This window comes from Streptomyces sp. LMG1-1-1.1 (assembly GCF_040815545.1).
Lineage (GTDB): Bacteria > Actinomycetota > Actinomycetes > Streptomycetales > Streptomycetaceae > Streptomyces.
Genome location: NZ_JBFPNH010000031.1, coordinates 69,835 through 84,773, shown reverse-complemented (window position 1 = coordinate 84,773; position 14,939 = coordinate 69,835). Strand labels below are relative to the sequence as shown.

The window sequence follows — 14,939 nt, the reverse complement described above, 5'->3', positions numbered from 1 at the left end:
GTCAGACGTGCGCTCCGAGGGTCGTGGCGTGGGGTGCGGACAGCCGGGGCGGGCCGCGCCGGGACAGGGTGTGCGCGAGGACGACGGCGTGCGGGCGGCGGGCGTTCCGGCGCCGCCGGCGGTGCGGCGGTCGCGGGGCGTCCGGCACGCCGACGCGCACGGTCAGTCGGCGCAGCGGGGTGAACGCGTACGCGAGGGCGGCCCCGGCGACCGCGAGGAACGCGGCTTCGCCACGGGCCAGCCAGAGGCCGCAGAGCAGCGCGGCGAGGAGGTGGACGGCGACCATCCCGGCCCCGGACGCGGGCTGCGCGGCGACGGCCGCCGCAGCGTGATCGGCCATGCCCGGCATCGCGTGCGCGTGGTCGGTCATCCCGTGCATCGCGTGCGCATGGTCGGTCATCCCCGGCATCCCGTGCGCGTGGCCGGCCATCCCCGGCATCGCGTGCGGCAGGGCGTTGGGGGGCGGGGGTGGGGTGGCCGCGGCCGGGTGGGCGGCGGCGGTCGAGAAGCTCAGGTGGAGGGCGCCCTGGAGGACGAGGAGGGCGCCGGCGATGGTCGGGGTGCTCCGGTGGCGGCCGGCGGCGGCCCAGGCGACCGCCGTGGTGGCGGTGAAGGCGGCGAGGAGGGTGGAGGCCCGAAGGGGGTGCGCAGACATGGACGAATGCCCCATGGCTGCCAGGGTGACGCAGACCGCCGCGAAGAGTACGGCTCGCAGGGCGCGCAGCGGCGACCGGGCATGCGTCATCGCCGACCATGTTGTCACCCCGGCCGGGTGGCCGGAGAGGCGGCCTCCGGGCGTGGTTCCTCCCCTGGCGGAATCCTCCGGGAGCGGAACCCCCTCGCCCCGGCCCGCCCGGCCGGGCAGGCTTCGGATCATGAGATTGCTGATGCTCGGAGGTACGGAATTCGTCGGCCGCGCGGTCGTCGAGGAGGCGCTCGGCCGGGGCTGGGAGGTGACGGTCTTCCACCGGGGCCGCCACACGCCGCCGGAGGGAGTCGTGTCGCTGATCGGCGACCGCACGGCCCCGGGGGGCCTGGCCGCCCTCGAAACGGGGTCCTGGGACGCCGTCGTGGACACCTGGTCCGCCGCGCCGTCGGCGGTGCGGGACGTGGCACGGCTGCTCGCGGACCGGGTCGGGCGCTACGCGTACGTGTCGAGCCGGTCCGTGTACACGTGGCCCGCGGCGGCCGGACTCGCGGAGGACGGCCCGCTGGTGGAGGGTTCGCCCGACGACGGGGACGTGCCGTACGCGGAGGCCAAGCGGGGCGGCGAACTCGCCGCCGCGGCCGCCTTCGGACCGGAACGGACGCTGTTCGTCCGGGCGGGCCTGATCATCGGCCCCTACGAGAACGTGGGCCGGCTCCCCTGGTGGCTGGGCCGGATCGCGCGCGGCGGCCCGGTCCTGGCGCCGGGCCCGGAGACCATGCCGCTCCAGTACATCGACGCCCGCGACCTGGCCGTGTGGACGCTGGACGCGGTGGAGGCCGGGCTCTCGGGGCCGTACAACCTCATCTCGCCTGCCGGGCACACGACCATGGGTGAGCTCCTCGACGCCTGTGTGCGCGTCACCGGCTCGGACGCCGCACTGCGCTGGACAGCGCCGGACGCGGTCCTCGCGGCCGGCGTCGAGCCCTGGACGGAGCTGCCGGTGTGGGTGCCGCCGGGCGAGATGTACGACGCGATGCACGCCGCCGACGTCTCGCGGGCGGTCGCCGCCGGGCTGCGCTGCCGGCCGGTGGCGGAGACGGTCGCCGACACCTGGGCCTGGCTGCGGTCGATCGGCGGGACCGCGCCGCAGCGCCCGGACCGGCCGCCGGTCGGCCTCTCCCCGGAACGGGAGGCGAAGGTCCTGGCCGAGCTGGGGGCTCCCGGGGAGTGAGGCGCCCGCGTCCGCTCGTACGGATCGTCACGATCTGCCCGTGCGGATCGTCGCTATCTGCCCGTACGGATCGTCACGATCTGCCCGTGCGGATCGTCGCTATCTGCCCGTACGGATCGTCACGATCTGCCCGTTTCCTGGCGATCCACTACGGTCGACACGAACGCGTACGAACCGGAGGAGCCGACGCCATGCCCGCCATCCCCGCCACCTCCGTCGCCAACCTCCGTGATCTCGGCGGTCTGCCGCTCGGCGACGGGCGGGCCGTGCGGGCCGGCCGGGTCCTGCGTTCCGCGCAGCTCGACCGGCTCGACCCGGAGGAGCCGGCGGTGGCGGACCTGGGCATCCGCACGGTCGTCGACCTGCGGACGGAGCGGGAGCGCCTGGAGCGGCCCGACCGGCTCCCGGCCGGTGCGCGGGGGCTCGTCGCGGACGTGCTCTCCGACCAGCTGGCCGGCAGTGGGCTGCCGCCCGCCGCGCGGCTGAAGAAGCTGCTCGCCGACCCGGCGCTGGCCGAGGAGCACCTGGGCGGGGGCCGGGTGCGGGAGGCGTTCGCGCGGACCTACCGGACGTTCGTGTCCGGGGACTCCGCCCGCGCGTCGTACCGCGCCCTGCTCGGCGAGCTGGGCGCACCGGGGGCCGGGCCGCTGCTGTTCCACTGCTCGGCGGGCAAGGACCGGACGGGCTGGGCGGCGACGGTGGTGCTGTCACTGCTCGGCGCGGACGAGGACACGGTGCGGGGCGAGTACCTGTCGGTGAATCCGGCGGTGCGACAGGCGTTCGCGCCGATGATCGAGGGGTTCACGGCGCAGGGCGGCGACCCTCAGCTGGCCCTCGACCTGATCGGGGTGCTGCCGGAGTACCTGGACGCGGCGCTCGACGAAGTCAAGGTCCGGCACGGTTCGATGGAGGCGTACGTACGGGAGGGGCTCGGCGTCCCGGACGAGGTGACGGCGCTGATCCGGGAGCGGCTGACGGTCACCGCGGCCTGACTCCGACAGTCACCGCGGCCTGACTCCGACGGCCACCGCGGCCTGACTCCGACGGCCACCTCGGCCTGACTCCGACGGCCACCGCGGCCCGACTCCCCACCCGCGCGGCGCCCCCGCGCGACCCCGGCGGTGCCCGCCTGCCGCCCAGGGGCCGGGGTGACCATCGCAAGAATCGCTCGTTCTGCTGAACGTGAGCACCCAGGATCTCGTTCCCTCGCCCGTGGGCCCCGTCGACGTCGAGCAGGCCGAGGCCGCGCTCGTCGAGCGCTATCCGCGTCTCGTGCGCATCGCCTATCTCGTGTTGCCGCCGTCGCTGGGCCGCAACCGCCGGGTCCTGACCGCGCACGCGCTCGTCCAGCGCTCACTGCCGCGCCGCCGGGTGCCGGGCCCCGCCTCCCTGCCGGGGCCGCGCCGGGCCGAGGACGCGGTCGATCCCGGGTACGCGTACGTACGGGGCGAGGTGCTGCGGCAGGCACTCGTCGCCGGACTGCCGCTCCGGCGGCTCGCGCTGCCGCGCCGGGCGCAGTTCCCGCCCCTGCTCCCGCACGTGTGGGGCCTCCGGCTCTTCCCCCGGGTCGGCGGCGCCGACGAACTCGCCCTGGACCAGCACCTGTCCCGCCTCTCCGGCCCCGGCCGCGCGGCCTACGTCCTGCGCGGTCTGGAGCGCCAGGGCGACCCCGAGGTCCTGCGCGTCCTCGCCGCGGTCGGCGTCGACGACCCGGGGGCCGCCCTGGCCGAGGCGGACGCCCTGGACGCCCTCGACGCACTGGACACGCCGGACTCCGCGGACGACGCCCCTTCCGGTCCGGCCGGAAGGGCCACCCCCGGTGGATCCGGCGAGCGGGTCGGCGAGCAGGCCGGTCCTGGGCGGGGCCGGGGCCGGCCCGGCGGGCAGGGCGGGCAGGGCGGGCAGGGCGGGCAGGGCGGCCGCGGCGGGAATGGCGGGACCGGGACCGGCGCGCCGAACCCCGGCCTCCGGGCGGACCGCGACGGTGGGGACGGCTCAGGAGCCGGTGGTGCGGGTCCCGACGGAGCCGGCGGTGCCGCCCCTCTCGGGTCCCGTGGGGCCGGCGGTGCGCCCGGTCCGCTCGGGGGCGGGCGGGCCGGGCGGGTGAGTGGGGCGGCGCTGCTGGAGTCCGACGAGTTCGATCCGTGCGCGCTGCAGGCGCGGCCGACGGATCTGATGCGGCGGCGGCAGCACGGGCGGGCGGCACTGGTGGCGGTGGCGGCGCTGGCGGTCTGCGGGATGCTGCTGGGGCTGCCGGGGGACGGGTGGGGAAGAAACGGTGCTGCGGCGCCGTCGTACGCGCGCAATCCGGCGGCCGAGGCGGCGCTCGACCCGGGGGCGGTGAAGCGGGTGGATCCGGCCGCGTGGCCGGGTTCGACGCGCCAGGACTTCTCGGTGTGGCCCGCGCGCGGTGGTCTCCTCGGGGACGGCGCGCTGGTGCGGCGGGCGCTCGCCGTGTGGGCGCGGCCCGGGCTTTCGGTGCGGTCGTCGGCGACGCCGGGGACGCCGGTGGGGCCGCCGATGGGATCGCCGCAGCTGCTGTTCGCGGGGGTGGTGGACGGGGCCCGGGTGGTGCTCTTCCACGACGGGCTGCGGGTGGTGCGCTACGCGGAGCCGCTCCGGGAGGGGGCGGGGGCGGCGCTGGACTTCGCGCGTACGGACGGGGCCGACACGGCCGGTTCGACGGCGCTCGTCCTGTCCAGGGCCTCGGGCAACGTCCGCTATCTGACGGCCCCCTGGGTGCGGGACACGGCGGTGCGCGACCTGCTGGCGCCCGCCAAGGAGCCGTGGCCGCTGGCCCGGGACACGTACGGGGTGACCGAGCCGGTGCCGAGTCCGGCGGAGGCGAAGGGCTGCGTCCGCTGGAACGCCCTCCAGGTGCGGGACGGTTCGGGGCTGCGGCTCCTGTCGGACCTCGGCGAGCTGGCGCCCGCCCGGCTCCTGTGGGGCCCGCCGGCGGCGCCGGTGGACGCGACCGGACGCGAGGCGCGGGAGGCGTGGGCGCGGACGGCGTGCCAGCTGACGGCGGTGCGGGCGCACGGGGTGCGGTCGGTGAACGCCTGGCGGTTCGCGCGGCAGCAGCTGCCGGAGGGCGCAGGGCGGGGCACCTGGCTGTGCACGCGCGCGGAGACCTGGCGGGGCACGGGCGCCCGGGTCCTCGCCCAGTTCCTGGTCCCGTCGGCGAAGGTGCCGGCGGCGCTCGCGGCGCGCTCCGAGGGGTCGCCCGCGTGCGGGGTGCGCGATCCGCGGGTCCTGGCGGGGGTGTTGTGGCAGGCGCCGCGCGGCGGCTGGTACGTCCTGGCGGCGGGCAGCGCGGAGTTCACCGCCCTGGAGCTGTCGGGCGGGGTGAAGGGCCGTTCGGACGGCCCGGTGCTCGCGGTGCGGGCGAAGGCGGGGGCTCGGGCGGATCTGGACGGGACGCTGGGGGACGGCACGCGGCGCGCCGCCCTGCGGTGACCGGGGCGGAGCAACCTGCGGCGACCAGGGCGGAGGAACCTGTGGCGACCGGGCCGGGGCCGGGGGCACGCGCGCGGGGCGCGGGCCGGAAAAAGGCGCTGCAGGGGCCTGTTGCCCGGACCTACCCCTCAGTACATTGACGACATGTCTAATACGCAGCCTGCCCCGGTGGCGTCGCAACACGTCGAGCTCAAGGCCCGCAAGGTCTCCTTCGACTGGGAGGAGACCCCGCTCCACTGGGTACCCGGCGACCCCTTCACCACGCACACCATCAACGTGCTGCACCTGCTGCTCCCGGCCGGTGAGCGCTGGTTCGTGCACGTCTACAAGCAGGCGCTGCCGTACATCACCGACGACCGGCTGCGCGAGGACGTCATCGGCTTCATCGGCCAGGAGGCGATCCACTCCCAGGCCCACGACGACGTCCTCCCCCACCTGCGGAAGCTGGGCCTCGACCCCACGCCGTACACCGCGCAGGTCGACTGGTTCTTCGAGAAGCTCCTCGGGGACCGCACCCTGCCGCCCGGCCGGCCGCGCCGCTGGTGGCTGATGGAGCGGGTCGCGATGATCGCCGCGATCGAGCACTACACCGCGTTCCTGGGCAACTGGGTGCTCAACGCCGACGCGCTCGACCGGGTCGGCGCCGACCCGACGATGCTGGACCTGCTCCGCTGGCACGGGGCGGAGGAGGTCGAGCACCGCTCGGTCGCCTTCGAGCTGTTCATGCACCTCGACGGCGGCTACCGGCGCCGCGCCCGCACCTGGGCGCTCGCCTTCTCCGCGCTGGTCTTCCTGTGGCAGCGGGGCATCCGCTTCTTCATGGAGAACGACCCGAGCCTGCTCGACCCGAAGGCCTCCTTCGCGGACTTCGTCCGCCGGGGCCGCAAGGGCGTGCTGCCGTCGACCCCCGACATGCTGCGTTCCATCCCCCGCTACCTCTCCCGCGCCTACCACCCCTCGCAGGAGGGCGACACCGCGCAGGCGATGGCCTACCTGGCCTCCTCCCCCGGCGCCAACGGAGGCCGCTGATGCCCCGGTTCACCACCGTCGTCCTGGCCGCCGGGGCCGCGCTGCTCGTCCGCCGCGCCGTCCGCAGCCGGATGTCCACCGCGCCGCTCTGGCCGATGCCCGCCCTCGACGAGCCCGTCTCCGGGTACGGCCGGGGCAGCACCGTCCCCCGCAAGGCCCTCGTGACCGGCCGGGCCACGCCCGCCGAGGGGGTCGTCGAACTGCGCCTGGAGGGTGCGGGACTGCCCGCCTGGCAGCCCGGCGCGCACATCGACCTCGTCCTGCCGTCGGGCCTCGTCCGGCAGTACTCGCTGTGCGGCGACCCCGCCGACACCGGCGCGTACACCGTGGCGACCCGCCTCGTCGACGAGGGGCAGGGCGGCCGCGGCGGCTCGCGCGAGGTCCACGAGCAGCTCCACGAGGGCGTGGAGGTCGAGATCCGGGGACCCCGCAACCGCTTCCCGCTGGTCGACGCCCCCGCGTACGTCTTCGTCGCCGGCGGCATCGGCGTCACCCCGGTCCTGCCGATGGTGCGCGCCGCCCGGGCCGCCGGGTCGGACTGGCGGCTCGTGTACTGCGGGCGGAGCCGGGCCACCATGCCGTACCTGGAGGAGGTCGAGCGGCTCGGCGCCGACCGCGTGACGGTCGTCGCCGAGGACGAGTCCGGCTTCCCCGATCTGGGCGCGCTCGGCGGGCTGCCGGAGGGGACCGTCGTCTACTGCTGCGGCCCCGACGGGCTGATGGACGCGGTGGCGGCGGCGATGCCGGAGGGCCGGACGGCGCGCTTCGAGCGCTTCTCGGCCGCGGCCACGACCGGCGGCACCGCCTTCGAGGTCGAACTCCGCCGATCCGGCCGTACGTTGACGGTGGGAGCCGACCAGTCGGTCCTCGACGCGGTCCGCGAGGAGCTGCCGGGAATCATGTACTCCTGCCGGCAGGGCTTCTGCGGCACCTGCCGCCAGCCGGTCCTCGACGGCGAGATCGAGCACCGGGACGAGCTGCTGACGGATGCCGAGCGGGACGACTCGATGCTGATCTGCGTCTCGCGCTGCGCGGGGAAGCGGCTCGTCCTGGACCTCTGAACGGGGTGCTGCGGCTGAACGGGGTACTACGGCAGGATCAGCCAGTCGAAGGCGAGCGCGGCGGCCAGGCCTCCCGCCAGGAGCCATGTGGCCAGCCGCGTACGGCCGTTGCGGGAGAGTTCGATCACGACGCCGCACAGGATCATCGCGAGGCCGTACACGCCGACGACCAGGACGGACGTACGGCTCGCGAGGCGGACCACCAGGACCACGGCGAGGGCGACGAGCAGGACGGAGGCGGCGGCGACGCGGAGCCGCCGCGCCTGCTTGGGCGTGAGGCCCTCTCCGGGGACCGCCTCGCCGGCCTCATCGTCCTCATCGTCCTCGTCGAGTACGTCGTCCTCGTCGGCCTCGTCGACCCCATCGGCGGCGTCCTCGGCGGCGTCGGCGATGTCGGCGTCCTCGCCGCTGTCGTCGATGTCGTCGGGCTCGGTGGCCTCGTCGGTCTCCGTGGCCTTGGTCGCCGTGGTGTCCTGGTCGGAAGCGCTCATGAAGCAGGAGCGTAACGGACCCCGTTAGGCTGTTCGTATGACGACCGGGGTACGCCGCAGGATGGGCGTCGAGGAGCGCAAGCAGCAGCTGATCGGGGTGGCACTCGAACTCTTCAGCCACCGCTCTCCCGACGAGGTGTCCATCGACGAGATCGCCGCGGCCGCGGGGATCTCGCGGCCGTTGGTCTACCACTACTTCCCCGGCAAGCAGAGCCTGTACGAGGCGGCTCTGCGGCGGGCGGCCGACGAGCTCGCGGACCGGTTCGTGGAGCCGCCGCGGGGCCCGCTGGGGGCGCGGCTGCTGCGGGTGATGGGCCGGTTCTTCGACTTCGTGGACGAGCACGGGCCGGGGTTCGCGGCGCTGATGCGCGGCGGTCCCGCGGTGGGTTCGTCGACGACGAACGCGATGATCGACGAGGTGCGGCAGGCCGCGTACGAGCAGATCCTGGCGCACCTGGAGGTCGAGAAGCCCTCGGCGCGCCTGGAGTTGGTCGTCCGGTCCTGGGTGTCGCTCGCCGAGTCGACGGCGCTGCTGTGGCTGGACGGCCGCCGCGTCCCGCGCGCGGAGCTGGAGTTGCAGCTCGTGCACGACTTCGCGGCGCTCGCCGCGGTGAGTGCCGCCTACGACGCGGACATGGCGGGGATCCTGCTCGGGATCCTCGCCGACGAGCCGGCCGACGGCCCCTTCGCGGACCTGGTGGCCCGGCTCGTCACCCTGGTGCCCGCCGTCGGGGCGGCGCCGGTCGTGCCCGATCAGCGCTTGCGGTAGGACGGGTCGAGGTCGCGGACCTCGGCGGTGAGGCGGATGCCCTCCGTCTCCTTGAGGTAGGTCGGCAGCAGGTCGAGGACGGCCTCCGCGAGCCGTGCCTTGAGGGCGTCCGGGCGGCCGGGCAGCAGGGCGATCTCGACGTGGACGACGACGTCGTCGGTGGCTCCGTCCCCGACGACGAGCTCCTCGACCTCCCGGAAGCGCGTCTTGCAGGCCTCGACGGTCGAGTCGACGGTCTCGGCGACGAGCGGGTGCAGGGCGAGTGCGAAGCCGCGCCGGTCGAGGGGCGCGGAGTAGTCGACGGTGATCTGCGGCATGAGGGTCACTCCCGGCCAGAGGGGTACGGCTGTCGGATGTCTGGCCACACCTTTACGGTGATCGCCATGACGACACAAGTGGCCTTCCGGCGGGCGGACGCACGCGACCTGGACGTTCTGGTGGGGCTGTTCGACGAGGTGGCGCACTGGATGGTGCGGAACGGGATCGACCAGTGGAAACCGGGCGGGAAGGGCGCGGAGCACTTCCGCGCGCGCATCGCCGGGGGCGAGGTGTGGCTGGCGTCCCACGGGGGCCGGGTGGTCGGCGCGTACGAGCTGTGGTGGGAGGACCCGGAGGTCTGGGGGCCGCAGCCGCCGGTGGCGGGGTACGTGCACCGGCTGATGACCGACCGGGAGGCGGCGCCGGCGGGCACGGGGCGGACGCTGCTCGCGCACGCGGAGGAGCGGATCGCCGCCTCGGGGCGGACGCTGGCCCGGCTGGACTGCGAGACGCGCAACCCGCGCCTGGGGACGTACTACGAGGGCGCCGGGTACGCGGCCGTCGTCCCGCACCTGGAGAAGGTCGGCGCCGACGGCCGGCGGTACACGGTGACGCTGAGGGAGAAGGCCCTGGCGTGACGAGGGTGTCACGCCAGGGCCCGGTTCGGCCGACGGTCAGCTCGCGGCCTTGAACACCGCCACCGAGCGCGCCGGGACCGTGAAGGTGCCCGAGGCGGTCTCGTAGGAGGCGGACTTCACGACGGTGTCGGAGCCCGCGGCCTGGACGGGGTGCAGGGCGTAGCCCTTCCCGGCCAGGTCGGCGACCTTCTGCGTGGTGCTCCGCGGGGTCGCGTTGAGGACGACGACCAGGTCGCCGAGGCGCATGGTGATCACGCCCGGGGTCTCATCGGTGCCGGAGAGCGGGAAGCTCAGCGCCGACTGGACCTGTCCGGTGGTGGCCAGCGAGAACACCGGCTCCGTGGTGCGGATCTCCTGCAGGTCCCGGTAGGCGGCGGAGGTGCCGTCGATCTGCTCGCAGCCGACCGTCAGGGCCGGGTTCACGAGCAGCGGCTTCCCGTAGGACCACTTGGCCTTGTTGTCGGCGGCCGGCGGCAGGCCGCGGCCGAAGCCGTTACCGTCGCGGCAGTCCCAGTGGATGGCGTTGAACCAGTCGCCGCTGTCGAAGGAGTTGCGGTCGAGGGACTTGGAGCGCAGCAGGTCCGAGCCGGCCTGGGAGAGCGCCGGGCCCTGCGAGAGGGTCGCCGTCGCCATGGCGAGGACCTGCATGCGGGCGCGGTCGGCCGGGGAGGTGCCCGCCGGGAGCTTGAACGCGAGCGCGTCGTACAGGCTCTCGTTGTCGTGGGCGTCGACGTAGGCGAGGGCGTCGCCGGGTGCGGCGGCGTAGCCGGCCGGGGCGCCGTTGTAGTCGACCTCGGAGCCCTTGACGGTGCGCCCGGCGGTGTCGGTGAAGGTGTAGGCGGCGAGGTTGCCGGTCAGGCCGACCTTGATGAGGTCCTGGTAGTGCAGGAGGCGGGCCTTCTGCTGCTCCGGGGTGCCGTTGGCGGTGGAGGAGTTGGGGTCGGTGTAGAGGCCGGAGGCGAAGCCCTGGACGCCGGGGTCCTCGTCGAAGGGGCCGCCGCCGCGGACGGCGTCGCGGGCCCGGTCGGAGAAGGTGGCGATGCCGGTGCCGGCCATGTTCTTCTGGGTGGCCTGGACGAAGCGGGCGTCGTCGGCGACCTCGCCGAAGTTCCAGCCCTCGCCGTAGAGGACGATCGCCTTGCCGTCGACGCCGTCCTTCTCGACGGTCAGGGCGTCGAGGGCCTTGCGGACGGCCAGGATGTTCTCCTTCGGGTGGTGGCCCATGAGGTCGAAGCGGAAGCCGTCCACCTTGTAGTCGCGCGCCCAGGTGACGACCGAGTCGACGACGAGCTTGCCCATCATGGCGTTCTCGGTGGCGGTGTTGGCGCAGCAGGTGGAGGTGGCGACGGAGCCGTCGGCCTGGAGGCGCTGGTAGTAGCCGGGCACGATCTTGTCGAGGACGGACTTGTCGGACTGTCCGGAGGCGACGGTGTGGTTGTAGACGACGTCCATGACCGTGCGCAGGCCGTCGCCGTTGAGGGCCTGGACCATCTGCCGGAACTCGACCGTGCGGCGGGTGCCTTCGGGGTCGGTGGCGTAGGAGCCCTCGGGGACGGTGTAGTGCAGCGGGTCGTAGCCCCAGTTGTAGGCGTCCTTCGCCGCGGCGGCGGTGACACAGGCCTGCTGCTCCTCGGAGTCGGGGGCGTAGACCTTCAGGTCGCAGGCGGGTTCGGTCCGGTCCGACTTCTTCTCGGGGACGGTGCCGAGGTCGAAGGCGGGCAGGAGGTGGACGTAGGAGGTGCCGGAGGCGGCGAGGGCCTTGAGGTGCCGCGAGCCCTGGCTGTCCTTGTCGGTGAAGGCGAGGTAGGTGCCCCGGTGGTCGGCCTTCGCCGTGGTGTCGGCGACGGAGAAGTCGCGGATGTGGAGTTCCTGGATCTGGGCGTCCCGCAGCGGCACGGCGGCGGGCTTCGTCAGGTTCCGCCAGCCCTGGGGGGCGAGCTTCGGGTCGGTGAGGTCGACGGCGAGGCTGCGGGCGGAGTCCGTGGTGAGGGCGGTGGAGTAGGGGTCGGTGACCTTGTTGACGACGACCTTCCGGACGCTGGGCGCCCAGACCTGGACCACGTACCGGTACGGCTTCCCGGTCCAGGACTTCGGGCCGGTGACGGACCAGACGCCGGACCCGGAGTCGCGCCGCATGGGCACGGTCCTGCCGTCGAGTTCGAGGGCGACGGTCTGTGCCGTGGGGGCCCAGAGCGAGAGGGTGGTGCGGCCGCCGGTGAAGACCGGGCCGAGGGTCGCCTTCGTGGCCTTCGCCGCGTACAGGTCGTCGAGGACGCCGGCGGTCTGGACGCCGGTGGCGGCGAGGAGGGCGCCGTTGGCGGCGCGCTGGGTGGCGATCAGCTGACCGCGCAGGGAGTCGCGGACGCGGTCGGCGTCCCGCGGGTCGACGGTGAAGGCGGGGTACGCCGCGAGGTGCGGGTACTTCGCCTTCTGGGCGTCGCTGAGGGAGGAGGGGGTGAGCCGGAGCCACTGGCCCTCGGTGTTCAGGGCGCCGTCGGTGACGGCGAGGCCGCCGTCCTTCGCGTACACCAGCTGCTGGCTGGTGGCGTCGGTCGGCTTCACCTTCCAGACGACGGTGTTCCTGTCGATCCACTGGGCCTCGGACGTGCCGAGGTCGAGGGCGGGGGTGCCGCCGACGGTCGGGAGCAGGTACTTCTGCTGTGCGGAGAGCGCCCAGATCTCGTGGCCGTAGGTGGCGAGGTCGAGGGACTGGTCGGTGGGCAGGTCCTTCTGGTCCCCCTTGTGGAGGATGTACGAGAGGGAGGTCGCGCCCTCGGTGAGGGGCACCTCGTACACCGCGCCGTACGCGTCGAAGCGCACCGGCATGAGCGGCTTGGACCAGTCGGTGGGCTGGGCGGCGCCGGTCCAGGTGTGCAGGCCCCAGCCGTCGTAGTTCCCGTCGGGCCGCTGGTAGTGGATGACGGCCTTGGTCTTGTCCTGCGGGGTGCCGGCGGGGGCGGTGTCGGACTGGCCGTCCTGGCCCTGGGTGATCCAGACCTCGCCGGTGCGGCCGAGGTTGACGGCGCGCTGCGGGCCGTCGGCGGCGCCGTCCTTCTCGACGGTGTAGGCGAGGGTGGCGGCGCCTTCGGGGACCTTGACCCAGGCGAAGGCGCCGTGGGCGTCGCGGCCGGTGAACGCGGCTTCCTGGCCGGCGGCCTTCAGCTTCCAGCCGTCGTAGTTCCCGTCCTCGCGCCGGTAGTGCACGACGGCGTACGTCCGCTCGACGGCGACGGGCTTCTCGGGCGCCGGGGGCGCTCCGGCCGTGGTGGCGGCGGTGGCGCTCGCGGTGCGTCCGGCGGAGTCGACGACGACGGCCTTGTAGCGCAGGGCGGTGCCGGCGGGGGCGGTCACGTGCTGGGTGACCTTGTAGGGGGCGTGGTCGGCGGTGCCGAGGGTCTGCCAGCGGCCGTCGCCGACCTGGGCGGCGAAGACGACCCGGTTCAGCTGTCCGCCGGTGACGTCGGCGGTGAGCTCGACGGTGCCGGTGGCTCCGGCGGCCGGTGCCCTGAGGCCCAGGGCCGGCTGCGCGGCGGGGGCGGGGAGGGCGCGGTCGGCCTTGAGGACCAGGGAGGAGAGGGCGGGGATGGTGACGGTCACCGCGCCGTTCTTCGCGGCGACCGCGCCCTGACCCCCGTACAGGACCCGGAAGTTCGCGGAGTCGACCGGGAGGGTGACGGTCTTCGCGGTGGTGGCGCCGTTGGTGGCGACGAGGTACTCGGTGCGCGCCTCGGCGTCGGTGCGGGAGAAGGCGTAGACGGATCCTTCGGCGTACCGCTCCTGCTGGACGCCGTCGCGGAGGGCCGGGTTCCCGCGGGTGAGCCGGGCGAGCGCGGCGATCGACCGGTACACCGGGTGGGTGGTGTCGTAGGCGTCGGTGGCGTGGGTGCGGTCGGTGCCGATCTGGTCGTCGTCGAGGTAGTCGGCGGTCCGCGAGGCGAAGAGGGGCTGGCGGGCGTCCTTGTCGCCGCCGGCGCCGGTGAAGCCCTGCTCGTCGCCGGAGTAGACGACCGGGTTGCCGCGGGAGAGGAACATCAGCTCGTTGGCGAGCCGGGTGCGGTCGAGGAGTTCGGCGTCGGAGGCGTTCGGGTTGTCCTGCTTGAGGAAGGTGCCGAAGCGGCCCATGTCGTGGTTGCCGAGGAAGGTGACCTGCTCGTAGGCGTTGGCCTTGTCGGTGGTGTAGCGGTAGTCCTCGGCGAAGACCTTGGCGAGCCGGTCGGCGCCGGCGCCCTGGGAGGCGAAGGCGCGGGCGGCGTCCTGGAAGGGGAAGTCGAGGGTGGCGTCGAGCCGGCCGCGGGTGACGTAGGGGGCGGTGACGGTGGTGTCGGCGGAGTAGACCTCGCCGAACATGAAGAAGTCCTCGCGGCCCTGCTTCTTGGCGTACGCGTCGAGGGCGGTGGCCCACTGGGTCCAGAAGTCCAGGTCGACGTGTTTGACGGTGTCGATGCGGAAGCCGTCGATGTCGAAGTCGCGGACCCACTTCTCGTAGATCCTCTTCATGCCCTCGACGACCTCGGGGCGCTCGGTCCACAGGTCGTCGAGGCCGACGAAGTCGCCGTACTCGGCGGACTCGCCGACCCAGGTGGAGTCGCCCCGGTTGTGGTACATCGTCGGGTCGTTGAGCCAGGACGGGACCTTGGCGTTCGCCTTCTCGACGGGGGTGTACGGGAAGGAGTCGGCGTCGGTCCTCCCGATCGCGTCGCGGTCGTCGAAGGGGCGGCCGTCCTTGTCGAGGTACGGGTAGGCGCCCTTGGGGCGGTAGCCGTACTTCTGCTCGGCGTAGTCGACGGTGTCGGCGGTGTGGTTGGCGATGACGTCGAAGAAGACCTTCATGCCCTTGGCGTGGGCGGCGGCGATCAGCTTCTCCAGGTCCTCGTTGGTCCCGAAGTGCGGGTCGACCTGGGTGAAGTCGGTGATCCAGTAGCCGTGGTAGCCGGCGGAGGCGTCCTTGCCGGTGCCCTGCACGGGCCGGTTCTTGAAGATCGGCGCCATCCAGATGGCGGTGGTGCCGAGGCCCTTGATGTAGTCGAGCCGCCGGGTCAGGCCCTTGAGGTCGCCGCCCTGGTAGAAGCCCTTGTCGGTCGGGTCGAAGCCGGTCTGCGTGCGGCTGCCGGTCAGGCCGCCCCGGTCGTTGGACGCGTCGCCGTTGGCGAAGCGGTCCGGCAGGACGAAGTAGAACTGCTCGCGGGTGAGGTCCTGGCGGGCGGGCTGGGCCGCGAGCGCCCGGTCGGACGGCGGGGCGGGGGGCCGGGGCGCGGCGGCCGCGGGGAGGGCGGGCACGAGGGTCGCGCACAGGGCGGCTGCCAGTGCGACCGCCGTTCTCTTGCGTGTCACGGGGGTGCTCCCTGGAGGTACGGGAA

At 74.1% G+C, this 14,939-nt stretch carries 11 protein-coding genes; 7 read left to right on the top strand and 4 right to left on the bottom strand.

Annotated elements, in window-relative coordinates; genetic code table 11:
• Position 1: 1 nt before the first annotated feature.
• Positions 2–655, bottom strand: a complete 654-nt coding sequence (locus MRBLMG1_RS18210) for a hypothetical protein (protein ID WP_367825104.1) — start codon at positions 653–655, stop codon at positions 2–4.
• 220 nt (positions 656–875) lie between these two features.
• Between MRBLMG1_RS18210 and MRBLMG1_RS18205 the strand changes: the two genes are divergently transcribed.
• The 5 genes from MRBLMG1_RS18205 (at position 876) to MRBLMG1_RS18185 (ending at position 7,426) form a co-directional block, all read left to right on the top strand.
• Positions 876–1,880 (top strand): NAD-dependent epimerase/dehydratase family protein, encoded by a 1,005-nt coding sequence (locus MRBLMG1_RS18205; RefSeq protein WP_367825103.1) that lies wholly within the window; start codon positions 876–878, stop codon positions 1,878–1,880.
• 191 nt (positions 1,881–2,071) lie between these two features.
• Positions 2,072–2,872 (top strand): tyrosine-protein phosphatase, encoded by an 801-nt coding sequence (locus MRBLMG1_RS18200; RefSeq protein WP_367825102.1) that lies wholly within the window; start codon positions 2,072–2,074, stop codon positions 2,870–2,872.
• Positions 2,873–3,062: 190 nt separating this feature from the next.
• Positions 3,063–5,336 carry a hypothetical protein gene (locus MRBLMG1_RS18195; protein WP_367825101.1) on the top strand — a complete coding sequence of 758 codons (2,274 nt, stop codon included), beginning with the start codon at positions 3,063–3,065 and terminating at the stop codon, positions 5,334–5,336.
• A gap of 144 nt (positions 5,337–5,480) precedes the next feature.
• Positions 5,481–6,365 carry a metal-dependent hydrolase gene (locus MRBLMG1_RS18190; protein ID WP_367825100.1) on the top strand — a complete coding sequence of 295 codons (885 nt, stop codon included), beginning with the start codon at positions 5,481–5,483 and terminating at the stop codon, positions 6,363–6,365.
• Positions 6,365–7,426, top strand: coding sequence for a PDR/VanB family oxidoreductase (locus MRBLMG1_RS18185; protein ID WP_367825099.1), 1,062 nt, complete (start codon positions 6,365–6,367; stop codon positions 7,424–7,426). The genes MRBLMG1_RS18190 and MRBLMG1_RS18185 overlap by 1 nt, the downstream gene beginning before the upstream one ends.
• A 26-nt stretch (positions 7,427–7,452) precedes the next feature.
• Here MRBLMG1_RS18185 and MRBLMG1_RS18180 read toward each other — a convergent pair whose 3' ends face one another.
• On the bottom strand, positions 7,453–7,917 hold the full coding sequence (locus tag MRBLMG1_RS18180) for a hypothetical protein (protein ID WP_367825098.1): 465 nt from the start codon (positions 7,915–7,917) through the stop codon (positions 7,453–7,455).
• A 37-nt stretch (positions 7,918–7,954) separates the two neighbouring features.
• Between MRBLMG1_RS18180 and MRBLMG1_RS18175 the strand changes: the two genes are divergently transcribed.
• Entirely contained in the window at positions 7,955–8,686 is a 732-nt protein-coding gene (locus MRBLMG1_RS18175; RefSeq protein WP_367825097.1) for a TetR/AcrR family transcriptional regulator, read from the top strand.
• On the opposite strand, the gene MRBLMG1_RS18170 is transcribed toward MRBLMG1_RS18175, so the two are convergent.
• Positions 8,671–9,003: a 5-carboxymethyl-2-hydroxymuconate Delta-isomerase gene (locus tag MRBLMG1_RS18170; protein ID WP_367825096.1), complete on the bottom strand. Its 333-nt coding sequence runs from the start codon at positions 9,001–9,003 to the stop codon at positions 8,671–8,673. The genes MRBLMG1_RS18175 and MRBLMG1_RS18170 overlap by 16 nt on opposite strands.
• A 66-nt stretch (positions 9,004–9,069) precedes the next feature.
• Here MRBLMG1_RS18170 and MRBLMG1_RS18165 point away from each other — a divergent pair, with 66 nt between their 5' ends.
• Positions 9,070–9,582 carry a GNAT family N-acetyltransferase gene (locus tag MRBLMG1_RS18165; protein WP_367825095.1) on the top strand — a complete coding sequence of 171 codons (513 nt, stop codon included), beginning with the start codon at positions 9,070–9,072 and terminating at the stop codon, positions 9,580–9,582.
• A 36-nt stretch (positions 9,583–9,618) separates the two neighbouring features.
• Here MRBLMG1_RS18165 and pulA read toward each other — a convergent pair whose 3' ends face one another.
• Positions 9,619–14,913: a pullulanase-type alpha-1,6-glucosidase gene (gene pulA / locus MRBLMG1_RS18160; protein ID WP_367825094.1), complete on the bottom strand. Its 5,295-nt coding sequence runs from the start codon at positions 14,911–14,913 to the stop codon at positions 9,619–9,621.
• Positions 14,914–14,939 lie beyond the last annotated feature (26 nt).